The organism is Amycolatopsis sp. GA6-003 (genome assembly GCF_046267895.1).
GTDB lineage: Bacteria > Actinomycetota > Actinomycetes > Mycobacteriales > Pseudonocardiaceae > Amycolatopsis.
In genome coordinates this window covers 3075499-3098898 of record NZ_CP176499.1, presented here as the reverse complement: position 1 = coordinate 3098898, position 23400 = coordinate 3075499, and the positions used below count along the sequence as shown (strand labels likewise).

Here is a 23400-nt window from a genome sequence, read left to right as displayed (position 1 = left end):
CCCCTCCGGAACACTGTCCCGGAGGGGCCTCTGGCGTCAAGCAGTGGTCACGCGTTGCCGGAGTCGGACGTCTGCGGCCCGGCGGCCGCGACGTCGTCGAGCCGGTAGCGGCGCGCCGCCTCGGCGACCTTCGCCTGGTCGAACTCGCCGCGCTTGGCGAGCGCCGACAGCGCGCCGACGGTGATCGACTCGGCGTCCACCAGGAACTTGCGCCGCGCGGCCGGGCGGGTGTCGGAGAAGCCGAACCCGTCGGTGCCGAGCGTGAGCATGTCGGTGGGCACCCACGGGCGGATCAGGTCCGGCACCGCGCGCATCCAGTCCGACACCGCCACGACCGGGCCGGAGACCTCGGACAGCTTCTGCGTGACGTAGGGAACCCGCGGCGTCCGGTCCGGGTGCAGCAGGTTCTCGTGGTCGATCTCGACCGCTTCGCGGCGCAGTTCGCCCCACGACGTCGCCGACCACACCGCGGCCCGCACGCCCCACTCCTCGGCCAGCATCTTCTGCGCCTTGAGCGCGTCCGGCATCGTGACGCCGGAAACCAGCACCTGGACCTCCGGGCCGTCGCCCTCGGGCGCGTCGGAGTACCGGTAGAGGCCCTTCAGGACGCCGTCGACGTCCAGGTTCTCCGGCTCGGCCGGCTGCTGGTAGGGCTCGTTGTAGATGGTGATGTAGTAGAAGATGTTCTCGCCGTTGCCGTCCGGGCCGGTCTCGCCGTACATCCGGCGGAGGCCGTCCTTGACGATGTGCGCGATCTCGAACGAGTACGCCGGATCGTAGGCCATCACGGCCGGGTTCGTCGCCGCCAGCAGCAGCGAGTGCCCGTCCGCGTGCTGCAGGCCCTCGCCGGTCAGCGTGGTGCGGCCGGCGGTGGCGCCGAGCACGAAGCCGCGGGCCATCTGGTCCGCCGCCGCGTACAGGCCGTCGCCGGTGCGCTGGAACCCGAACATCGAGTAGAAGATGTAGATCGGGATCATCGGCTCGCCGTGCGTCGCGTACGACGTGCCGACGGCGGTGAACGACGCGGTGGAACCCGCCTCGTTGATGCCCTCGTGCAGCAGCTGGCCCTTCTCGGACTCCTTGTACGCCAGCATCAGGCTCGCGTCGACCGAGGTGTAGGTCTGGCCGTGCGGGTTGTAGATCTTGGCGGTCGGGAACATCGAGTCGAGGCCGAACGTGCGCGCCTCGTCCGGGATGATCGGGACGATCCGCTTGCCGATCTCCGAGTCCTTCGCCAGCTCGCGGATGAGCCGGACGATCGCCATCGTGGTGGCGACCTCCTGCTTGCCCGAGCCCTTGCGGACGCCCTCGTAGACCTTGTCGCCGGGCAGCACGAGCGCCTTGGCGGCCTTCGGGCGCCGCTCCGGCAGGAATCCGCCCAGCGCCTTGCGGCGGCCGCGCATGTACTCGATCTCCGGCGAATCCGGGCCCGGGTGGTAGTACGGCGGCAGCTTCGGGTCGCGCTCGAGCTCCTCGTCGCTGATCGGGATCCGCTGGGTGTCGCGGAACAGCTTCAGGTCGTCGAGGGTGAGCTTCTTCATCTGGTGCGTGGCGTTGCGGCCCTCGAACGCCGGGCCGAGGCCGTAGCCCTTGATCGTGTGCGCCAGGATCACCGTCGGCTGGCCGGAGTGCTCCATGGCCGCCTTGTACGCCGCGTACACCTTGCGGTAGTCGTGGCCGCCGCGCTTGAGGTTCCAGATCTCCTGGTCGGTGAGGTCCTTGACCAGGTCCTTCGTCCGCGGGTCGCGGCCGAAGAAGTGCTCCCGGACGAAGGCGCCGTCGTTGGCCTTGTACGTCTGGTAGTCGCCGTCCGGCGTGACGTTCATCAGGTTGACCAGCGCGCCGTCGCGGTCGGCGTGCAGCAGCGAGTCCCACTCGCGGCCCCAGATGACCTTGATCACGTTCCAGCCCGCGCCGCGGAAGTACGCCTCGAGCTCCTGGATGATCTTGCCGTTGCCGCGCACCGGGCCGTCGAGCCGCTGCAGGTTGCAGTTGATCACGAAGGTCAGGTTGTCCAGTCCCTCGCCCGCGGCCACGTGGATCAGGCCGCGCGATTCGGCCTCGTCCATCTCGCCGTCGCCGAGGAACGCCCAGACGTGCTGGTCGGAGGTGTCCTTGATGCCGCGGTCGCGCAGGTAGCGGTTGAACCGCGCCTGGTAGATCGCGTTCATCGGGCCGAGGCCCATCGACACCGTCGGGTTCTCCCAGAACTCCGGCATCAGCCGCGGGTGCGGGTAGGACGGCAGGCCGCCGCCCTCGCCGGCGTGGCTGTACTCCTGGCGGAACCCGTCGAGCTGCTGCTCGGTGAGGCGGCCCTCGAGGAACGCGCGGGCGTACATGCCGGGGGAGGCGTGGCCCTGGAAGAACACCTGGTCGCCGCCGCCGGAGTGGTCCTTGCCGCGGAAGAAGTGGTTGAAGCCGACCTCGTACAGCGCCGCCGACGAGGCGTAGGTGGAGATGTGGCCGCCGACGCCGACGCCCGGCCGCTGCGCGCGGTGCACCATGATCGCCGCGTTCCAGCGGATGTAGCGGCGGTAGCGGCGCTCGATCTCCTCGTCGCCCGGGAACCACGGTTCGTTCTCGGTGGGGATCGTGTTCACGTAGTCGGTGGACGTGAGCGCCGGGACGCCGACGTTGCGCTCCCGGGCGCGCTCGAGGATGCGCAGCATCAGGTACCTGGCCCGCTGCTGGCCCCCTCGCGCCAGCGCCTCGTCGAAGGAGTCCAGCCATTCGCTGGTCTCTTCCGGGTCGATGTCGGGAAGATGCGCCGCGAGTCCGTCACGGATGACGCGTACGCGAGCCGGGGTCTCCTTGCCGGAGGCGCCGTCGTTCTGCGGGGCCAAGGGGTCTCCTTGTAGCTGGTTGTAGCCGTTGTAGCTGGTGGGCGGGAGTGCTCGCCGACGTCCATGGTCGTCCCGGTTGGGGTTCCCGTCACCTGTACTGCCCGGTAACATCGGCCGCCCGAGTGTCGCCACTCCCCGCGCACGGTGTATCGCGCGCGCGTTTTCTCTCCTCCACCCTAAAGGAGGCTCCCGGGGAGGGCTTCGCAGTGGTGGGGTACTGAGTGCCACCCGGAGTCGGGCACGGGGGCGGCGGGCCCCTACGCTGCAGACACGACTTGCCAAAGATCCGGTGTGGACGGTTGCGCGCAGCGCCGCGTCAGTGTTCGCTGTTCGACAACCGAGTATCCGAGTGCGGCGGACCTACCGCCGCGCTCCGTCGTAGTTGGAGGAGTGGAAGCAGTGGTCGCCGCGGGAGACGCAGGCAACGCCGGCGTCGCCGAGAGCCTTGGCATCAAGCCGGACATGGTGGTCCAGGAGATCGGCTGGGACGAGGACGTCGACGACGACGTCCGCGCGGCGATCGAGGAAACCATCGGCGGTGAGCTCCTCGACGAAGACGCGCAGGAGGTCATCGACGTTGTGCTGCTGTGGTGGCGCGACAACGACGGAGACCTCGGGGACGCGCTGGTCGACGCGCGTGGTCCGCTGGACGAGAACGGCGTGATCTGGGTGCTGACCCCGAAGACCGGGCAGCCCGGGCACGTCGAGCCCAGCGACATCGCCGAGGCGGTGCCCCAGGTCGGGCTCGCCCAGACGGCGAACATCAGCGTGGGCCCCGGCTGGCTGGGCACCCGGCTGGTGTCGCCGAAGTCCTCGAAGGCCAAGCAGCGCTGAGGCCGCGATAGGGTGGGCGGCACGCTCGTGTTCGCTCTGGAGAGGAATCGCCGGTATGGCCGTCGAGGTCGGTTCGCAGGCCCCTGACTTCACGCTCAACGACTACAACAAGCAGCCGGTCACGCTGTCGCAGTTCAAGGGCGACAAGCCGGTGCTGCTGGTGTTCTACCCGTTCGCCTTCAGCGGGATCTGCACCGGCGAACTGTGCCAGCTGCGCGACGAGTTCGGCGACTACGACGGCAAGGGCGTCCAGGTCCTGGGCGTCTCGGTCGACACGCCGTTCTCGCTCAAGGCGTGGGCCGAGCAGGAGGGCTACCAGTTCCCGCTGCTGTCGGACTTCTGGCCGCACGGCGAGGTGGCGCAGAAGTACGGGGTGTTCAACGACCAGGCGGGACTCGCCGTGCGCGGCACCTTCCTGATCGACACCGAAGGCGTGGTCCGCTTCGCCGAGGTCAACGCGCCGGGCGAGGCGCGCGACCAGTCGGGGTGGAAGAAGGCGGTCGAGGAACTGACCGCCTGACCGGTTTCGTCCGCCGGGGCGGGGTTTCCCGCTCCGGCGCGCGGGCGCATAGCTCAGCGGGAGAGCACTCGGTTTACACCCGAGCGGTCGCAGGTTCGATCCCTGCTGCGCCCACCGTCGCCGATCGGCCCCATCCGGTGAAGTCTTCACCGGATGGGGTCTTTGCGTTGTCCGGTCCGTTTCCGCGCCCGGGCCGTCCCGAAGCTGTTCCGAACGGTAAAGCCCGGCGTAATGGCGTTCGAGCCCGTGCCGACTAGCACAGGCAGCGCATCACCGAGGAGATCCTGACCGACGGTCCGGTGGCGAAGCATTCCGTCACCAAGGACATCCGGATCGCGAAGTGCCGGCGAAGGGCCCGCTGCTGGTGCCGGTGGCCGACTTCCCGAAAGGCTTGCTGCTGGACGGGCTCGAGGTGACAGTCGATTCGAAAACAGCCGCACCACGGCGCTGCACGGGTCGGAAGCGGTCAAGACCGAGAACGGACGGCGGCAGAACTGGGCGGCGGAAATCCGGGTTCAGATAGGGGCAGTTTCCCGGATCACCCCGACCACCCCGCTGATGTACAAATGCGAAAACTATCATCTCCGGATTTCCCTGCCGCCGGGCTTTACGTGCACACCCACGAAATACACAAGCGAGCGGGGAACCCCGGCCCGGTCGATTTCGACAAGACGATGATCCCGACCTATATGCGGGCCAGGGATCATCGGGCTCTGCCGTACGCGCACTTTTACGCCCGCAACGGCTACGACATGGAACGGATTCTGCATACGCACGTGCTGAACGTGGTCGAAAACCCGTTCGCGACCTTGCGGCTCGCGGCCACTCTGCGTCGAGGCGCTGCAGCGTGCGTCCCTGACGACGCAATTCGCCTTGCGCGCCACGAATGCAGAGCGAGGCGTTCACGTATCCCGCGGTCCTCGAGGAGGACGTCGACGGCCGGGGCTTGGCCAAGGCCGCACATCGACAAGGACCACACCAGCCGCGGCTGACCCCGCTCGCGCGGAACCGCCTCCGGCTGACGTCTTCCGCGTAGCTGCCGCCGAAAGACAGCGCCGCTCGTCTCCCGGCCTGCCCCGAACACCAGAGAAGGCCCCCTGGGCCGGGTTCCCCCATCAATCCCGGCCCAGGAGGCCTTCTCTTTTCTCCCCCTGCCCCGTCGGGCCTGCCCCCTCGACAGGCCCGGCCGCAGCGCACTCCGCGGGTGTACGCGAGACAAGAGGCGGCTTCGGCGGTGCTGGATACTGCGCCAAACGGGTGATCTCGGCTCACCGCGCGAGCGCGGCGACCTCCGCGGTCAGCCGGTCGATTTCCTCCTCCGTGTTGTAGTAGTGCACCGACGCGCGGACCAGGTCCGGGAGGCGGCGGGCGGTGAAGTCGTACTGCGCCGACGACGCGTGCGCGACGCTCGTGTTGATCTTCGCCGCGTTCAGCCGGTCCTTGATGTCGTCCGCGGGCACTCCGTCGACGCTGAACGTCACCAGGCCGCACTTGCGCGCGCCCGCGTCGTGCACGGTGACGCGGTCCAGTTCGGCGAGGCGGGAGCGCAGGGTCGCGGCGAGGGCGGTGACGCGTTCTTCGATCGCGGGCAGGCCCCACTCCAGCGCGTAGTCCACTGCCGCGCCGAGGCCGAGCACGGCGGCGTAATCGCGTTCCCACACCTCGAAGCGCTTCGCGGTCGGGTCGACGACGTACTCGGCGGGGGAGGTCCACTTGGCCGAGTGCAGGTCGAGCATCGCCGGTTCGAGGCGGTCTCGCAGGCGCGGGTGCACGTACAGGAAGCCGGTGCCGCGCGGGCCGCGCAGGTACTTGCGGCCGGTGGAGGTCAGTGCGTCGCAGCCGATGCGTTCGACGTCGAGGTCCAGCTGCCCGGCCGACTGGCACGCGTCGAGCAGGAACGGGATGCCTGCCTCGCGCGCGACGGCACCGATTTCCTCGGCGGGGTTCACCAGGCCGCCTTGCGTGGGCACGTGCGTGACCGCGATGAGCTTGACGTCGGAGTCGATCCGGCGGCGCAGGTCGTTGACGTCGAGTTGCCCGGTTTCGTCGTTGTCCACGACCTCGACGGTCGCGCCGGTGCGGCGGGCGATCTGGAGGTAGGCGATGGCGTTGCTGGCGTATTCGGCACCCGCGGTGAGGATCCGGTCGCCCGGTCCGAACGGCAGCGCGTAGAAGATCGCCTGCCACGAGCGGGTCGCGTTGTCGCTGAGCGCGATGTCGTCCGGAGCGGCGTTGAGCAAGCGCGCGACCGAGGCGTACACGCCGTCGAGGCGGTCCTTCGCCTGCTCTGCCGCTTCGTAGCCGCCGAGCAGGGATTCGGTGCGCAGGTAATCGATCACGGTGTCGGTGACGCGCGCGGGCGGGAGGGCGGACCCGGCGTTGTTGAAGTGCGTGACTCCGACGCACCCAGGCGTTTCGCGCCTTGCGCGGTCGACATCGAAAGTGCTGGCCATATGAACTGAATACAGTATGGGTGAACTGTGTGCAATACTCGCCGGCATGGTCAAGAGACTCATGCGCGGTGAACTTCTCGAAGAGATCACCGCGCGCGTACTCGACGGGCGGCTTCCCGCGGACACCCGGATCAACGAGGTCCATCTGGCGAACGAGCTGGGCGTGTCCCGGACGCCGCTGCGCGAGGCGCTGATCGGCCTCGCCGACCGCGGGCTCCTGGTCGCCGCGCCGGGGCGGGGATTCCTGGTCGCGCCGTTCGACCCGCAGGAGGCGCGCCAGCTGTATCCGCTGGTCGCCGAACTGGAAGCGCTCGCGCTGCGCTGGACGTCGCCGCTCGAACTCGCCTCGCTGCCGGACGCGCTCGACCGGATTTCCGACGAGACAGCGGATTCCGCCGATCTGCCCGCGGCGGACGACCGCTGGCACGCGCTGCTCACGTCCCGCTGCGACAACCCGCATCTGCTGCGCTTGATCGAGCAGACGAAACCGTTGCTCAAGCGCTACGAGACGGCATACTTCGGCGGGCGGGACCGGGTGGCGGAGAGCGTGGCCGAGCACCGCGAGATCGCGGCGGCGCTGCGGGCGGGCGACTTGCCCCGCGCGTCCGAACTGCTGGTCCGGAACTGGGTGAAAGCGTTGACGTACTTGAAGGGGAGCTGATCCGGTGCGGGTCTTCGCGCATTTGTCCGACATCCACCTCGACGGCAGCGAGCGCGCCGACGCACGGGCCGCCGCGGTGACGCGGTACCTGCGAAACCTCGAAAAGCCGGTCGACGCCGTGTTCGCCACCGGCGACCTCGCCGATCACGGCCTGCCCGAGGAGTACCGTCGCGCGGCCGAATTGCTGGACCTTCCGGTGCCGGTAGTGGTCTGCCCGGGAAACCACGACGTGCGCGCGCCGTTTCGCGAGGCGCTGCTGGGCGAACCTGCCAGCGACGCCCCGGTGAACACCGCGACGAAGGTGGCCGAGGTGCTGCTCGTGTCGTGTGATTCGACGATCCCGGGCAAAGGCGCGGGCTACCTCGCCGACGAGACGCTCGCCTGGCTGGACGAGACGCTCGCCGGTCACGACGGTCCGTCGTTCGTCGCGTTCCACCACCCGCCGCTCGACGTCGGCGTGCCGCTGGTGGACGCGATCCGGCAGACCGGCGAAGACCGGCTCGCCGCCGTGCTGAAGCGGCATCCCGGCGTGGCGGCGCTGCTGTGCGGACACGTGCACACCGGCGCGGCGACGGAGTTCGCGGGCGTGCCGGTGCGGATCGCGCCGGGCGTGGTGTCCGGATCACTGCTGCCGGTGGAACCCGGCGCGAGCCGCGGCTGGGACGAAGGCGGGCCGCTGAACTTCGCCAGCCCGCCGTCGCTCCTGCTGCACGTGCTGCACGACGACGGCAGGCTGACGACGCATCAGCGCGCGGTCACCCCGTAAAGACCGGCAGCGTCACGCGCGACGGCCGGGTCTCGTCGTGGAACACCTCGAACCGGTTCGGCATGCCGCGCACGGCGGACGAAACCCGTTCCCCCGTACCGTGATTGCGCGCGAACCGGGGGAACGCGCCACCCGCGACCTGCACGCGCAACCGGTGCCCGCGACGGAAGCGGTACGCGGTCGGATCGAGTTCCACCTCGGCCCGCACCACGCCGTCGGCGTCGGCTTCCGGCTTGCCCGGACGCAGCCGCAGGATCCCGTCGGTGACGTTGCGAGAAATGCCGCCGGGGTCGACGTCGCACAGCCGCACGTACACGTCGGCGTGCGCCAGTTCGGTCCGCACGAACACGGTGGCGGACACGTCGCCGATCACGTCGACGTCGTGCACCAGCGGCTCGCCGGTGAACACCAGCACGTCGTCGCGCGCCTCGACCGCGGAATTGTCGCGCTGCTTGCTCTTTCCCATCAGCAACGGCCCGCCGACGGCCGGGGTCGGGTCGGCCGGGTCGTAGGTGAACGACGTGGGCCGGGCCTCGCCGGGCACCGTTTCGCCGAGGCCGCCGACCGGCCGCAGGTGCGCGTGCGTGGGTTCGGCAGCGGGCGGCCAGTGGTCGAAATCGAGCCAAGTGGCCGCCTTCTGCAGGAAAATCCGCACCGGGGAGCGCTGGAGCTGGGTGCGGTCGCCGGCGAGATGCGCGCGCAGGAAGCCGAGCTGATCCTGGACCATCGTGCGCAAGCTGGCCGGTTCGCCGTGCGACCACGGACCGACGGTGATCCGCGGCGACCGTCCGGCGTCCTGCAGCGTGCGGAAGTCCCGCAGCTGCGCGCGGACGAACAGGTCGTACCAGCCGGTGACCATGCTGACCGGCACCTCGAGCTTCGCGACTTCCGCGCTGTGGTCGGACATCTGCCAGAAATCGTCGTCCGGCTCCGCGTGCGCGGTGACGTCCTGCAGGAACTGCACCGGCTTGCCGATCGCCGCCACGTCCGCGCCCGCGATCGGCAGGGTCGCCATCGCGTTGCGCGTGCGCCGCGTCTGCAGCGGGTTCGGCAGCGCGGCGAACCGCTCCTCCTGCTTCCCGATCAGGGCCGACCAGGACACCATGTTGTCCGCCGCGAGGACCCCGCCCGGGTAAAACGTGCTGACGAATTCCGACGCGGTGATGGCGAGGCACATGGCCTCCAGCGGCGGGTCCAGGTACGGGCCGACCGCCCACTGGGTGTGGCCGAGGTAGCTCGCGCCGGCCATCGCGATGCGGCCGTCGCACCAGGGTTGTTCGCGCAGCCACTCGGCGGTGGCGATTCCGTCCTCGCGTTCGGTGTGGAACGGGCGGAATTCGCCTTCGGAGCCGAAGGTGCCCCGGGTGCTTTGGACGACGGTTTGCAGGCCGTGGCGGGCGAAGGTTTCGCCGAAGAGCTTGGCCAGCGGGCCGGTGCGGCCGTAGGGGGTGCGGATGAGGACTACGGGGCCGGTGTGCTGGCCGGGAGGGGCGTAGCGGTCGGCTAGGAGGTGGGTGCCGTCTCGCATGGGGACGCGGAGGTTCTTGGCGGCGACGGGGGCGGGGGATTCGGCGGGCGGGAGACCGAGCAGTCGGTCGACGATTCGGTTCAGCACGTGATCGAATTTACGCTCGGGGGGCGGCTCGTCGCCTGGCGGCGACATTGCTGCGGGGGTGCGTGGGGCACCCCGAAGCTTGATTGTGCTGACGGTTCGGGGGTGCTTGTCAAGGCGGGAAAGATGCCTTGACAAGCACCCCCGAACCGCAGGGAGGCTTCGTATCGGGGTGCGGGGGAGGGGCTGGGTGCCTCGCTTTTTGGGTGCAGCGGTGCGGTTAGGCGGCTAGTGGTGCTGTTATTCGGAGGGTCGGGTTGGTGAAGGGGGTCAGCAGGTCCTTGTCGATGCCTGTTCGTGCGAGTGCCGCGGTGAGTACTGCGGGGCGGGCTCGGTCGCTGCCGTCGGCGATCTTCAGGGCCACTGCGGTTCCGTTCGGCAGTGCGGCTAGTTGGACTGCTTCGAAGCCGTCCTTCGCGATGAGTCCCGGTATTGCCTGCATCAGGCGGGTGACGTCGCGTCGGGTTCCTGCCACCAGGTCTGGATGCTGCCGAATTCCGTTGGCCACCAACGATTCCGGCGATCCTTCCGGTGCGGTGGCGATTCGCGAAGCTGCGCGCGCCAAGCCTCGCAGAGAGAGTGCGAACAGGGGTGCGCCGCAGCCGTCCGTGGCCACTCGCGGCACGGGTTGTCCGGTCAGTTCCTCCACGGTTTCCCGGATCGCGAGCTGCAGCGGGTGTGCTGGGTCGAGGTAGTCGTCGATGTCCCACTGCTGTTCCCGGCAGACGGCCAGCATCGCGGCGTGCTTGCCGGAGCAGTTGTGCGCGAGCTTCGACGGTTTTTGTCCCGCGGCGATCCAGGCGTCCCGTTCTTCCGGGTCGTACGGCAGGTCGGCGGGGTTGCCCAAGGCGGCTTCGGTGAAGCCGCGGCTGTCCAAAATCGCTTTGGCTGCTTCTAGATGCCGGGGTTCGCCGGAGTGGCTGGCTGCGGCGATGGCGAAGCCGGAGGGGTCCAGGCGCAGTCCGAGCCGGGCCATCGCGGTGGCTTGCAACGGTTTCGCCGTCGAGCGCGGGTACATCGCGACATCAGGGTCGCCTGCCTCGAACAAGGTCGAGCCGTCGGGGGCGAGCACGACGACCGAACCGTGGTGGACGCCCTCGACCATGCCGTCTCGCAGGAGGTGGACCAGGGGGACGTGCCGCGGTTCGCGTTCCTGCGGGATCATGACGCTTCCGCCTTGTCGAACGCGCTCATGTCGATCCGCTTGCGCACGACGAACCAGCCGACCACCAGCGCGACCAGGATCACCGGCAGCGCCAGCAAGGTGATCCGGCCGGTCTTGTCGAAGCCCATCAGCACGACGACCGCGGCGAGGAAGGCGAGCGTCGCGATCTCGGTGTAGGGCGAGAACGGCAGACGGAAATGCGGCCGGGTCACCTCGCCGCGCTTGGCCTTGCGCACGAAAAGCAGGTGGCTGAGCACGATGATCGCCCACGTGCCGAGGATGCCGACGGCGGCGAAGTTCAGCACGATCTCGAACGCGTCCTTCGGCACCACGTAGTTCAGCCCGACGCCGACGACGCACACCGACGACGTGAGCAGGATCCCGCCGTAGGGCACCTGGTTGCGGTTCATCACGCCGGTGAACTTCGGCGCCGACCCGGCCAGCGACATCGAGCGCAGGATTCGCCCGGTCGAGTACAGCCCCGAGTTGAGGCTCGACAGCGCGGCGGTCAGCACGACCAGGTTCATGATGCTGTCCGCGCCGGGCACGCCCAGTTTCGCCAGCACGGTGACGAACGGGCTCTGGCCGGCGGAATAGGCGTCCCACGGCAGCAGCATCGCCAGCAGCACGACCGAGCCGACGTAGAACAGCGCGATCCGCCACATGATCGAGTTGACCGCCTTGGGCACGATCTTCTTCGGGTTCTCCGTCTCGCCCGCCGCGACGCCGACCAGCTCGCACGACGCGTAGGCGAACACCACGCCCTGCACGATCAGGATCATCGGCACGATCCCCGCCGGGAACACGCCGCCGTGGTCGGCGATCAGCTGCGGACCGGGCACGTGGCCGTCGATCGGATGCTGCGTCACCAGCAGGAAGATGCCGACGATCAGGAACAGCACCAGCGCGGCGACCTTGACGATCGAGAACCAGAATTCCATCTCGCCGAACAGCTTCACCGACACGAGGTTCAGCGACAGCACGACCGCCAGCGCGATCAGCGCCAGCACCCACTGCGGGATCGGCGTGAAGAACGACCAGAAGTGCGCGTACAGCGCGATGGCGGTGATGTCCGCGATGCCGGTCGTCGACCAGTTGAGGAAGTGCATCCAGCCGGCGACGTACGCGCCCTTCTCGCCCATGAACTCGCGCGCGTACGACACGAACGCGCCGGACGACGGCCGGTGCAGGATCAGTTCGCCGAGCGAGCGCACCACAAAGAATGCGAAGAGCCCGCACACCGCGTACACGATCGCGAGCGCCGGACCGGCCTGGGCGAGCCGTCCGCCCGCGCCGAGGAACAGGCCGGTGCCGATCGCGCCGCCGATGGCGATCATGTTGATGTGCCGGGATTTCAGCGCCTTGCGGTATCCGGCGTCGCCCGCGTCGGCGGGGCCCGCCTCGGCAGTCGCGGGCAAGGTTTCTTCAGTCACGCGGTGGTACCTGTTTCTGCTTCGCCGGCGCGCGCCGGTCGGACGATCGTGGTCAGGGTCTTCTCGACGTGATCGAGATGCTCGGTCATCGCGGCCGCGGCCGCATCTTCTTCGCACTCGGCGATCGCCGTGACGATGCGCCGGTGCTCGACGTTCGACTGCGGCCGCCGCCCGCCGAGCTGGTTCAGGAACGCCGACTGGCGGGCCAGCGCGTCGCGGATCTCTTCGATCACCTTCGCGAACACCGGATTGCCTGATGCCCGTGCGATCGTGACGTGAAACTGTGAGTCGAGCGCCACCCACGCGGCGTCCCCGGTCTCGGCGTCCATCCGGTCGACCAGGTCGCGCAGCAGGGCGAGCTGGCCGGCGTCGCGGCGGCGCGCGGCGAACGCGGCCACCGGGACCTCGACGTGCCTGCGCACCTCGACCAGGTCGCGGGCCGAGTAGTCGCCGAACGTAAGGTTCTCCGGCGGGCCGCTCGCGGTGACGAACGTGCCGCGGCCGGTGCGCGATTCGGTCAGCCCGAGCGCCTGCAGCCCGCGCAGCGCCTCGCGCACGACCGAGCGGCTGAAGCCGAACTCCCTGCTCAGCGCGGCCTCCGACGGCAGCTGGTCGCCGACCGCGTACTCGCCGCGCTCGATCGCCTGCCGCAGATGGCCGAGGACGGCCTCCATCGCGCTGACGCGCCGGGGGAGCGGTCCGGCTGCCCGGCTGTCAGACAGGTGCACGGACGGATCGTCGGGTCCGGCCCGGCCGCTGTCAAGCGCTGCCCCGGCCCCTTGCTCGGCGGTTGTGGCTTGGTTCACGCGTTCACGCTCCCGGGTGACTCTTCGCGACCCCGCTCCCGGCGCCCGGTTTTTGTCGGTGCCGGGTGCGACCGTGTCCGGGTACTTGAGGGGCGCACCGGCGATCACCACGCCGAACGCGTCCCGGCGCGTCGCGGGCGCGCTCGGCCTACGGAAGAGAGAGGATCCAGACGGAACGGCCGGACCGCGGCGGACTAGGGTGGACAGCCCGGGCCCGCCGCGTCGACCGGAGCCGGGAAGCCGTCTGCCTAGGGGAGGTTTTCGCTGGTGTCGAACGATTCTTTCGTCCACCTGCACGTCCACACCGAGTATTCGATGCTGGACGGTGCGGCGAAGATCGGCCCGTTGTTCGCGGAGGCTGCTCGGTTGGGGATGCCCGCGGTGGGGATGACCGATCACGGGAACATGTACGGCGGGGACGAGTTTTATCAGACGTCGAAGAAGCACGGGATCAAGCCGATTATCGGGATCGAGGCGTATGTGGCGCCGGAGTCGCGGTTTCACAAGAAGCCGGTGTTCTGGGGGCAGGCGTCGCAGCGGGGGTCGGACGAGTTCGGCGAGGGCGGCGACGTGTCGGGCGGCGGCGCGTATACGCACATGACGATGGTGGCGGGGAACGCGACGGGGTTGCGGAATCTGTTCAAGCTGTCGTCGCTGGCGTCGATTCAGGGGTATTACCGCAAGCCGCGGATGGATCGGGAGCTGATCGCGGAGAACGCGGAGGGGATCATCGCGACGACGGGGTGTCCGTCGGGCGAGGTGCAGACGCGGTTGCGGCTGGGGCAGCGGGAGGCGGCGATCCAGGCGGCCTCGGATTACAAGGACATTTTCGGCGCGGGGAATTTCTATCTGGAGCTGATGGACCACGGGCTGCCGATCGAGCGGTCGGTGCGGGAGGGGCTGCTGGAGATCGGGAGGCTGCTGGACCTGCCGCCGCTGGCGACGAACGATTCGCATTATGTGACGAAGGACCAGGCGGACACGCATTCGGCGTTGTTGTGCGTGCAGGCGGGGAAGACGCTGAACGATCCGACGCGGTTCAAGTTCGACGGGGACGGTTATTTCCTGAAGTCGGCGGAGGAGATGCGCGAGTACTGGGACAGGGAGGTCCCGGGGGCGGCGGACAACACGCTGCTGATCGCGGAGCGGGTGGAGTCGTATGAGGACGTGTACGCGCACAAGGACCGGATGCCGGTCTTCGACGTCCCCGAGGGCCACACCGAAGCCTCCTGGCTGCGCCACCAGGTCGCCGAGGGGCTCAAATGGCGGTTCCCGGACGGCATCCCGGACGGCTACGAGGAACGCTGCGACTACGAACTCAACGTCATCGAGGGCAAGGGCTTCCCGGCCTACTTCCTGATCGTCGCCGACTTGATCCAGCACGCGCGGGAGGTCGGCATCCTGGTCGGCCCCGGCCGTGGTTCCGCGGCGGGCGCGCTCGTCGCGTACGCGCTCGGCATCACGAACCTCGACCCGATCCCGCAGAAGCTGCTGTTCGAGCGGTTCCTGAACCCGGAGCGCATGTCGATGCCCGATATCGACATCGACTTCGACGACCGCCGGCGCGGCGAGATGATCCGGTACGCCACCGAGAAGTACGGCGCGGACCGGGTCGCGCAGGTGATCACCTTCGGCACGATTAAGACCAAGGCGGCGATCAAGGACTCCGCCCGCGTGCACTTCGGCCAGCCGGGCTACTCGATCGCGGACAAGATCTCGAAGGCGCTGCCGCCGCCGATCATGGCGAAGGACATCCCGCTGTCCGGCATCGTCGACTCGAAGCACGAGCGCTACGCCGAGGCCGCGGAGGTCCGCACGCTCGTCGAGACCGACGAAGAGTGCAAGACCATCTTCGAGACCGCGCGCGGCCTCGAAGGCCTGATCCGCAACGCCGGCGTGCACGCCTGCGCGGTGATCATGTCGAGCGAGCCGCTCACCGACGCGATCCCGGTGTGGCAGCGCGACGACGGCTCGATCATCACCGGCTGGGACTACCCGTCGTGCGAGGCCATCGGCCTGCTGAAGATGGACTTCCTCGGCCTGCGCAACCTGACCGTCATCGGCGACGCGCTGGACAACATCAAGGCCAACCGCGGCGAGGAGATCGACCTCGACCGGCTCGGCTTCGACGACCCCGAGGCGTACAAGCTCCTCGGCCGGGGCGACACGCTCGGCGTGTTCCAGCTCGACGGCGGCGCGATGCGCGACCTGCTGCGGCGCATGCAGCCGACCGGGTTCGAGGACATCATCGCGGTGCTCGCGCTGTACCGGCCCGGCCCGATGGGCATGAACGCGCACAACGACTACGCCGACCGCAAGAACAACCGGCAGCAGATCAAGCCCATCCACCCGCAGCTGGAGGAACCGCTGCGGGAGATCCTGTCCGAGACCTACGGCCTGATCGTCTACCAAGAGCAGATCATGCAGATCGCCCAGAAGGTCGCGGGCTACACGATGGGCCGAGCGGACACGCTCCGCCGCGCGATGGGCAAGAAGAAGAAGGAAGTCCTCGAGAAGGAGTACGAGGGCTTCGAAGAGGGCATGCGGTCCAGCCCGCTGGTCGAGGGCGGTTTCTCGCCGGAAGCGGTCAAGGCCCTGTGGGACACGATCCTCCCGTTCGCCGGGTACGCGTTCAACAAGTCGCACGCCGCCGCGTACGGCCTGATCGCGTACTGGACCGCCTACCTGAAGGCGAACTACACCGCGGAGTACATGGCCGCGCTGCTCACGTCGGTGGGCGACAACAAGGACAAGTCGGCGATCTATCTGTCGGAGTGCCGCCGGCTGGGGATCAAGGTGCTGCCGCCGGACGTGAACGAGTCGGCTCTGCGGTTCGCGGCCGTCGGGAACGACATCCGGTTCGGCCTGGGCGCGGTGCGCAACGTGGGCGCGAACGTGGTGGAGTCGATCATCAAGACGCGCGAGGAGAAGGGCAAGTACTCCTCGTTCACCGATTTCCTGGACAAGTCGGAGCTGGTGGCCTGCAACAAGCGGGTGATCGAATCGCTGATCAAGGCGGGCGCGTTCGATTCGATGGGGCACACGCGGCTGTCGATGATCCAGGTGCACGAGGATGCGGTGGAAGCCGTCGTCCCGCTCAAACGCCAGGAAGCGATGGGCCAATTCGACCTCTTCGGGTCGTTCGGCGGCGACGACGACGCGGCCGAGGCGGCGCCGTCGTCCTCGCCGCTCGCGCACCTCAAGTTCGGAGAGGAGGAGTACCCGCGCAAGCAGCTCCTCGCCTACGAACGCGAAATGCTGGGCCTGTACGTGTCGGCGCATCCGCTCGACGGGGCCGAGCGCATTCTGCGCAAGCACGCGCCGAAGCCGATCGCCGCGCTGCTCGCCGATCCGCCGAAGGAGGGCGAGGTCGTCATCTCCGGCCTGCTCACCTCGCTCGAACGCCGGGTCAACAAAAAGGGCGAGCCCTGGGCGATCTGCACCGTCGAGGACATGGACGCCTCGATCGAGGTGCTGTTCTTCGCCAAGGCGTACTCGATGTTCGCCGCGGACCTGGTCGAGGACAACGCGGTGCTGGTGAAGGGCCGGGTCAACTGGCGCGAGGACAAGATGTCGGTGTTCGGCGGCGGGCTCGTGCCGCTGGACCTCTCCGAGGTCGGCAACGGCGACGAGGAACCGCCGCTGGTGCTGCTGGCCGCCGCCGAGAAAATCGACCACGCGGTGGTCAGCGAGCTGAAGTCGACGCTGCTGGCGCACAAGGGCGATACGCCGGTGCACCTCAAGCTCGTCGGCAAGAACCAGACGGTGTTCGCGCTTTACGATTACCCGGTGAAGGTCAGTTCGATGCTCATCGGTGAGCTCAAGGGCATCCCTGGGATCACCGCCAACACCTGATGAGCGGGGCGGAGCCGGATCCCCGCCGCTGGCGGGCGCTCGCGGTCACTCTCACCGCCGGGTTCATGACGCTGCTGGACGTCAGCATCGTGAACACGGCTCTGCCCTCGATCCAGCGCGACCTGAACACCGGCGCGGGCACCGTCCAGTGGGTGGTCTCGGGCTACGCGCTCGCCTTCGGCCTGGTCCTGGTCACCGGCGGCAGGCTCGGCGACGCGCTGGGCCGGCGCCGGATGTTCCTGATCGCGCTGGCCGCGTTCGTCGCGACGAGCGCGCTCGCCGGAGCGGCCCCCGACCCGGCGACGCTCGTCGCCGCCCGGCTCGCCCAGGGCTGTGCCGCGGGCATGCTGACGCCGCAGAACAGCGGCCTGATCCAGGACCTGTTCCGCGGCGCCGAACGCGGGCGGGCGTTCGGCATGTTCGGTGCGGTCGTCGGCATCTCCACCGCGGTCGGGCCGGTGCTCGGCGGCGTGATCCTCGCGCTGTTCGGCGACCCGGACGGCTGGCGGTGGGTGTTCTACGTGAACGTGCCGATCGGCGTGCTCGCGTTCGGGCTCGCGATGAAGCTGCTGCCTCGCACGGACCGGCGGAAACTCCGGGTGCGCACGGAAATCGACTTCGTCGGGATCGTGCTGCTGGCCGTCGCGGTGCTGGGCGTGCTGCTGCCGCTCGTGCAATCCGAACGGGGCGGGCTCGGCAGGCTCTGGTGGCTGTTCGGGGCGGCGATCGTCTTCGGCGCGGCCTTCGTGTGGTGGGAACGGCGCGTCGCGCGAAGGAACCGGCCGCCGCTGCTGGACATCCGGCTCTTCACCGGCACTCCGGGCTACGCGAGCGGCGCGGCGGTCGGCGCGCTGTACTTCTGCGGATTCGCCGGGATCTGGCTGGTGTTCGCGCTGTTCTTCCAGCAGGGGCTCGGATACACGCCGCTGCAGTCGGGGCTGGCCGTCACGCCGTTCGCGCTGAGTTCGGCCGTGACGGCGGCGGTCGCCGGACGGCTCGTGGCCCGGTTCGGCCGGAAGCTGACGGTCATGGGCCTGAGCATCGTCGCGCTCTCGCTGCTGTCGGTGGGATTGGTCGTGCAGCTGGTGCCGCCGTCGGCCGCCGGGTTCGCGGTGGCCGGCCCGCTGCTGATCGGCGGGATCGGCGGCGGGATGGTGATCTCGCCGAACACGACGCTCACGCTCGAATGCGTGCCGAACCGGCTGGCCGGCGTCGCCGGGGGAGCACTGCAGACCGGCCAGCGGATCGGCACCGCGATCGGCACGGCCGTGCTGGCGTCGGTCTTCGAATCGGTTGTCGCGACGTCCGGGCACCAGACCGCGCTCACCGCGGCGATGTGCTGCGCGGCCGGCTTGACGCTGGTCGCGCTGGCTTTCGCGACCCTAGAACTCCGCGCCCGCCGACGGCGTGCCATCCTGACGGAGGACCAGCAAGCTGCGCAGTCCGCCGCGAATATTCACCGAACGTGACCTCGCCACGGTGATGCTCCCTATCCGGTGAGCTACTTACCGCCACCAGGTGATACTCCATCCGGGTGACAGGTGACCTTCGGCCCTAGTGCTACTCAGAGCAACCGAGTAGACCTTATGGAGCCTTCAGAACGACACTTTGGCTACCTACAGTGGCAATTCGTTCGATCGACCGGGGATGGGTCGATCGGCCGAGCGGCCCGGGAGTCCGAAGTTCCGGGGAATGGACACCCGGAGTCGCATCCCGGTACGAAATTCGTCGGCGTCCGCGGGGGACCGTACGGCGAATCGCCGGGGCACTGCCCGGAGTGGTCGGCCGAGTGCGCGCGAAGGCAACGGGGCGGGCCCGGGCGAGGGGGAACCGGGCCCGCCCGCCCTTTCCCGGCTCGCTTCCCGTCCGGTCCGGCGTCGCTCGTCCCCCATCCAGCCCGGCCTCACTCCTTCTCCGTCTGGCCTGGTGTCGTGCGTTCCTCGTCCGGTCCGGTCTCGTTCGTCCCCTGTCTAGCGCCGCTGGTTCCCCGCCTGGCCGGATCTCGCTCGTTTCTCATCCGGTCCGGCATCGCTCCTTTTCCGTCTGGCCTGGCCTCGTTCGTTTCTCGTCCGGTCCGGTCTGGTTCGTCCCCTGTCTAGCGCCGCTCGTTCCCGCCTGGCCCGATCTCGCTCGTTTCCCTCATCCGCCCGGCCTCGCTCGGTCTGCGTTCGGTCCGCCCTCGCTCGTTTCCCCCTCCGACCCGGCCCCGCTCGTTCCCCGTCCGACCCGATCTCACTCGCGGCCCCGCGTCCGCTTGACCTTCCCCCGGGGACCGGCCCCACGCTCAGGCCGTTCCGAACGAGGGAGGACCCATAACGGACCTGCTGGCCATCGGCGCGTTCGCGCACCTGGCCCGCCTTTCGCCCAAGGCGCTGCGGCTGTACGACGAGATGGACCTGCTGCCGCCCGCCCGCGTCGACCCGGACACCGGCCACCGCTGGTACTCGCCGGACCAGCTCGGCCGGGCGCGCCGCGTCGTCCAGCTGCGCCGGATCGGGATGCCGCTGCCGCGGATCCGGACCGTCCTCGGCCTGCCGGCGGAAGCCGCGGCGGCCGAGGTCCGCGCGTACTGGGACGAGCGGGAGCGGGAGTGGCGCGCCAAGCGGGAACTCGCCGGGTTCTTCCTCGACCAGTTGGCCGGGAAGGAAACCCCGATGTACGGCGTGTCCGTTCGCGAAGTGCCCGCCCGCACGCTGCTCACCACCTCCGAGCATCTGACCGCCGACCGGATCGGCGCGTTCGCCGCCCCGCTGTTCGCCTTCTTCGGCGGGCCGGCGGTGCCGCGCCCGGAAGGCAGTGCCGGGCGGCCGTTCCTGCGCTATCACGGCGAAATCGGCGAGGACAGCGACGGCCTGGTCGAGTTCTGCTGTCCAATCGACCCCGAAGGCGGGGAGATCGCCCTCCCGGAGATGACGCGCAGCACCGACGAGGCGGGACGCGAGGCCTACGTCACCGTGCAGAAGGCGAACATGCTGACCGCGCTCGGGGCCGAGTCGCTGCACCGCTGGCTGACCGACCACGACGAGCGGGCCGACTGGAAACCCCGGCAGATCTTCCTGTGCGACCCCGGGCAGGCCGACCTCGACGATCCGGTCTTCGAACTGGCGGTCCGGCTGCGCTGAGGCGTCCGCGTTCACCCGGTTCCGGTTGCTCGGGGCGTCGCACTCGCGCCGGGCCGTCGATCATGTTGGGATGGGCCGCGTTCTGCGGAAAGGGGAGCGCACATGGCCCACGAGTCGTTGCCGGGCAACCGGATCCGGGTGTGGTACCGGCCGATGCGACCGCGCGACAGCGGCGAAGGACATCGCGTCTCGACGCCGCTGGAGCTGCTGTTCGACCTGTGTTTCGTGGTCGCCGTCGGCCAGGCCGGCGCGCAGTTGCACCACGCGCTGTCCGAAGGCCACGTCGGGCACGGAGTGCTCAGCTTCGCGATGGTGTTCTTCGCGATCTGGTGGGGCTGGCTGAACTTCAGCTGGTTCGCGTCGGCGTTCGACACCGACGACGTGCCGTACCGGCTCGCCACCCTCGTCCAGATCGCCGGCGGCCTGACCGTCGCGGCCGGCGTGGACAAAGCCTTCGAGGGCGACTTCACGATCGTGGTCATCGGGTACGTCCTGATGCGCCTGGCCGCGGTCACGCAGTGGCTCCGCGCCGCCCGGCAAGCCCCGGAGAGTCGCACGACCGCGTACTTCTACGCGGCCGGGATCACGCTCTGCCAGATCCTGTGGATCGTCCGGCTCGCGCTGCCCGGGACCTCGGGGTTGATCGGGTTCTTCGTGCTGGTCGTCCTGGAACTGGCGGTGCCGGTGCTGGCGGAGCGGCAGTCGGGCACCGCGTGGCATCCGCACCACATCGCCGAGCGATACGGCCTGTTCACGCTGATCGTTCTCGGCGAGACCGTGCTCAGCGCCACCAACGCGGTGAAGGAGGGGATCGCGGAGGGCGAGCACACCGGGGAGTTGGTGTCGCTGGCCGCCGCGGGTCTCGTCCTGGTGTTCTCGATGTGGTGGCTCTACTTCGACCAGCCCGGACACGTCCGGCTCGAACGCGGAAACTCGCTGCGGACCGCGCTGAGCTGGGGCTACGGGCACTACCTGATTTTCGGTTCGGCCGCGGCGGTCGGCGCCGGGCTGGAGCTGGCGGTCGGGTTCGACAGCGGGCAGGTGCACATCAGCGGCATCGTGACCGCGCTGGCCGTGACGATCCCGGTCGCGGTCTTCCTGCTGAGCGTGTGGCTGCTGCACATCGGCCCGACAAACGAATGCCGCCCGATCGCGATCGGCTTCCCGGTCGCCGCGGTGCTCGTGCTCGCCGCGTCGTTCGGCCCGGCGCCGATCCACGTGACGGCGGTCCTCGCGGCGATCCTCGTCGGGGTAACCGTGATCGCGACGCACGGGGAGCGGGAGCCGGGCTGACCGCGGTTCGCGCTGGGTCCCGGATCGACGCAGGTCAGGGGCTTGGCGCGAAAAAAGGAACCCCCTGTTCGAGGGCTGTTTCGGGCCGTGTAATGTTCTCTTCGTCGCCAGGGAGACCGGGCGGCCGCCGGGGCCACGAACCAAGCTCCCACAGTAGTGGTAGAGTGGGTGGTCCCAAAACCTCCGGAGCTGAACCAGCCCCCGACGAAGCCTCGAGCTTCAGAGGGTGTAGAGTTGGACTCCGGAAAAACAAAAGCTTGAAATAACGCATCGAGCTTGGCCTGGTTGATTCCGGGGCTGGTTCGGGGTGTGTTGCTTGAGAACTCAACAGTGTGCTAGTGAACTAAGCCAGTAGAGCTTATATGAAACCCCCTCGTCGGGGTTTCCTTTGAGAATATGATTGAGAGTAGTCTCGATCGAACTGTTCATTGTTGGAGAGTTTGATCCTGGCTCAGGACGAACGCTGGCGGCGTGCTTAACACATGCAAGTCGAACGCTGAACCGGTTTCGGCCGGGGATGAGTGGCGAACGGGTGAGTAACACGTGGGTAATCTGCCCTGTACTCTGGGATAAGCCTGGGAAACTGGGTCTAATACCGGATACGACCTTCGGAGGCATCTTCGGGGGTGGAAAGTTCCGGCGGTATGGGATGAACCCGCGGCCTATCAGCTTGTTGGTGGGGTAATGGCCTACCAAGGCGACGACGGGTAGCCGGCCTGAGAGGGTGACCGGCCACACTGGGACTGAGACACGGCCCAGACTCCTACGGGAGGCAGCAGTGGGGAATATTGCACAATGGGCGCAAGCCTGATGCAGCGACGCCGCGTGAGGGATGACGGCCTTCGGGTTGTAAACCTCTTTCGCCAGGGACGAAGCGAGAGTGACGGTACCTGGATAAGAAGCACCGGCTAACTACGTGCCAGCAGCCGCGGTAATACGTAGGGTGCGAGCGTTGTCCGGAATTATTGGGCGTAAAGAGCTCGTAGGCGGTTTGTCGCGTCGGCCGTGAAATCTCCACGCTTAACGTGGAGCGTGCGGTCGATACGGGCAGACTTGAGTTCGGCAGGGGAGACTGGAATTCCTGGTGTAGCGGTGAAATGCGCAGATATCAGGAGGAACACCGGTGGCGAAGGCGGGTCTCTGGGCCGATACTGACGCTGAGGAGCGAAAGCGTGGGGAGCGAACAGGATTAGATACCCTGGTAGTCCACGCTGTAAACGTTGGGCGCTAGGTGTGGGCGACATTCCACGTTGTCCGTGCCGTAGCTAACGCATTAAGCGCCCCGCCTGGGGAGTACGGCCGCAAGGCTAAAACTCAAAGGAATTGACGGGGGCCCGCACAAGCGGCGGAGCATGTGGATTAATTCGATGCAACGCGAAGAACCTTACCTGGGCTTGACATGCGCCAGACATCCCCAGAGATGGGGCTTCCCTTGTGGTTGGTGTACAGGTGGTGCATGGCTGTCGTCAGCTCGTGTCGTGAGATGTTGGGTTAAGTCCCGCAACGAGCGCAACCCTTATCCTACGTTGCCAGCGCGTCATGGCGGGGACTCGTGGGAGACTGCCGGGGTCAACTCGGAGGAAGGTGGGGATGACGTCAAGTCATCATGCCCCTTATGTCCAGGGCTTCACACATGCTACAATGGCTGGTACAGAGGGCTGCGATACCGCGAGGTGGAGCGAATCCCTTAAAGCCGGTCTCAGTTCGGATCGCAGTCTGCAACTCGACTGCGTGAAGTCGGAGTCGCTAGTAATCGCAGATCAGCAACGCTGCGGTGAATACGTTCCCGGGCCTTGTACACACCGCCCGTCACGTCATGAAAGTCGGTAACACCCGAAGCCCATGGCCCAACCCGCAAGGGAGGGAGTGGTCGAAGGTGGGACTGGCGATTGGGACGAAGTCGTAACAAGGTAGCCGTACCGGAAGGTGCGGCTGGATCACCTCCTTTCTAAGGAGCACAACACATCCACCAGGCCGGGATACCCGGACCAACCTCGGTGGGGTGGCTGGAACTCAAGTGCCGAATGCGTGCTTGTT

At 68.2% G+C, this 23400-nt stretch carries 14 protein-coding genes, 1 tRNA gene and 1 rRNA gene; 10 read left to right on the top strand and 6 right to left on the bottom strand.

Annotated features, from left to right (window positions below):
• Positions 1–47: 47 nt before the first annotated feature.
• Positions 48–2843 carry a pyruvate dehydrogenase (acetyl-transferring), homodimeric type gene (gene aceE, locus F9C12_RS13475; protein ID WP_409466088.1) on the bottom strand — a complete coding sequence of 932 codons (2796 nt, stop codon included), beginning with the start codon at positions 2841–2843 and terminating at the stop codon, positions 48–50.
• 399 nt (positions 2844–3242) lie between these two features.
• Here aceE and F9C12_RS13470 point away from each other — a divergent pair, with 399 nt between their 5' ends.
• From F9C12_RS13470 to F9C12_RS13460, 3 genes are all read left to right on the top strand, one after another.
• On the top strand, positions 3243–3677 hold the full coding sequence (locus F9C12_RS13470) for a DUF3052 domain-containing protein (RefSeq protein ID WP_009074710.1): 435 nt from the start codon (positions 3243–3245) through the stop codon (positions 3675–3677).
• A gap of 55 nt (positions 3678–3732) precedes the next feature.
• Complete coding sequence (locus F9C12_RS13465; protein ID WP_409182311.1) at positions 3733–4197, top strand: peroxiredoxin; 465 nt, start codon at positions 3733–3735, stop codon at positions 4195–4197.
• A gap of 42 nt (positions 4198–4239) precedes the next feature.
• A tRNA-Val gene (locus F9C12_RS13460) sits at positions 4240–4311 on the top strand.
• A 1154-nt stretch (positions 4312–5465) separates the two neighbouring features.
• Here F9C12_RS13460 and F9C12_RS13455 read toward each other — a convergent pair.
• On the bottom strand, positions 5466–6650 hold the full coding sequence (locus F9C12_RS13455; protein ID WP_409182309.1) for an aminotransferase class V-fold PLP-dependent enzyme: 1185 nt from the start codon (positions 6648–6650) through the stop codon (positions 5466–5468).
• A 46-nt stretch (positions 6651–6696) separates the two neighbouring features.
• On the opposite strand from F9C12_RS13455, the gene F9C12_RS13450 reads away from it, so the two are divergent.
• A complete protein-coding gene (locus tag F9C12_RS13450) occupies positions 6697–7311 on the top strand; it encodes a GntR family transcriptional regulator (RefSeq protein WP_409466087.1) in 615 nt (204 codons plus the stop codon).
• A gap of 4 nt (positions 7312–7315) precedes the next feature.
• Positions 7316–8077 (top strand): metallophosphoesterase, encoded by a 762-nt coding sequence (locus tag F9C12_RS13445; protein WP_409182307.1) that lies wholly within the window; start codon positions 7316–7318, stop codon positions 8075–8077.
• Here the strand turns inward: F9C12_RS13445 and F9C12_RS13440 are convergent.
• The 4 genes from F9C12_RS13440 to F9C12_RS13425 form a co-directional block, all read right to left on the bottom strand.
• Positions 8067–9692, bottom strand: coding sequence for a CocE/NonD family hydrolase (locus F9C12_RS13440; RefSeq protein WP_409466086.1), 1626 nt, complete (start codon positions 9690–9692; stop codon positions 8067–8069). The genes F9C12_RS13445 and F9C12_RS13440 overlap by 11 nt on opposite strands.
• A gap of 217 nt (positions 9693–9909) precedes the next feature.
• A complete protein-coding gene (locus F9C12_RS13435; protein WP_409466085.1) occupies positions 9910–10854 on the bottom strand; it encodes an asparaginase in 945 nt (314 codons plus the stop codon).
• On the bottom strand, positions 10851–12287 hold the full coding sequence (locus tag F9C12_RS13430; RefSeq protein ID WP_409182304.1) for an amino acid permease: 1437 nt from the start codon (positions 12285–12287) through the stop codon (positions 10851–10853). The genes F9C12_RS13435 and F9C12_RS13430 overlap by 4 nt, the downstream gene beginning before the upstream one ends.
• Positions 12284–12961 carry a FadR/GntR family transcriptional regulator gene (locus tag F9C12_RS13425; RefSeq protein ID WP_409467005.1) on the bottom strand — a complete coding sequence of 226 codons (678 nt, stop codon included), beginning with the start codon at positions 12959–12961 and terminating at the stop codon, positions 12284–12286. The genes F9C12_RS13430 and F9C12_RS13425 overlap by 4 nt, the downstream gene beginning before the upstream one ends.
• Positions 12962–13360: 399 nt before the next feature.
• Here F9C12_RS13425 and dnaE point away from each other — a divergent pair, with 399 nt between their 5' ends.
• From dnaE to F9C12_RS13400, 5 genes are all read left to right on the top strand, one after another.
• Positions 13361–16948: a DNA polymerase III subunit alpha gene (gene dnaE / locus F9C12_RS13420; RefSeq protein ID WP_409466084.1), complete on the top strand. Its 3588-nt coding sequence runs from the start codon at positions 13361–13363 to the stop codon at positions 16946–16948.
• Positions 16948–18417 (top strand): MFS transporter, encoded by a 1470-nt coding sequence (locus F9C12_RS13415; protein ID WP_409466083.1) that lies wholly within the window; start codon positions 16948–16950, stop codon positions 18415–18417. The genes dnaE and F9C12_RS13415 overlap by 1 nt, the downstream gene beginning before the upstream one ends.
• An 843-nt stretch (positions 18418–19260) precedes the next feature.
• A complete protein-coding gene (locus F9C12_RS13410) occupies positions 19261–20070 on the top strand; it encodes a MerR family transcriptional regulator (protein ID WP_409467004.1) in 810 nt (269 codons plus the stop codon).
• A 102-nt stretch (positions 20071–20172) separates the two neighbouring features.
• Complete coding sequence (locus F9C12_RS13405) at positions 20173–21363, top strand: low temperature requirement protein A (RefSeq protein WP_409466082.1); 1191 nt, start codon at positions 20173–20175, stop codon at positions 21361–21363.
• Positions 21364–21791: 428 nt separating this feature from the next.
• Positions 21792–23311 (top strand): 16S ribosomal RNA (locus tag F9C12_RS13400).
• The last annotated feature ends 89 nt before the right edge of the window (positions 23312–23400 follow it).

Bases quoted from the DNA above. Each gene is read 5' to 3' on its own strand.
- F9C12_RS13465 (WP_409182311.1), top strand. From the start codon at position 3,733: ATGGCCGTCGAGGTCGGTTCGCAGGCCCCTGACTTCACGCTCAACGAC.
- F9C12_RS13455 (WP_409182309.1), bottom strand. From the start codon at position 6,650: ATGGCCAGCACTTTCGATGTCGACCGCGCAAGGCGCGAAACGCCTGGG.
- F9C12_RS13450 (WP_409466087.1), top strand. From the start codon at position 6,697: ATGGTCAAGAGACTCATGCGCGGTGAACTTCTCGAAGAGATCACCGCG.
- F9C12_RS13435 (WP_409466085.1), bottom strand. From the start codon at position 10,854: ATGATCCCGCAGGAACGCGAACCGCGGCACGTCCCCCTGGTCCACCTC.
- F9C12_RS13425 (WP_409467005.1), bottom strand. From the start codon at position 12,961: ATGGAGGCCGTCCTCGGCCATCTGCGGCAGGCGATCGAGCGCGGCGAG.
- F9C12_RS13415 (WP_409466083.1), top strand. From the start codon at position 16,948: ATGAGCGGGGCGGAGCCGGATCCCCGCCGCTGGCGGGCGCTCGCGGTC.
- F9C12_RS13405 (WP_409466082.1), top strand. From the start codon at position 20,173: ATGGCCCACGAGTCGTTGCCGGGCAACCGGATCCGGGTGTGGTACCGG.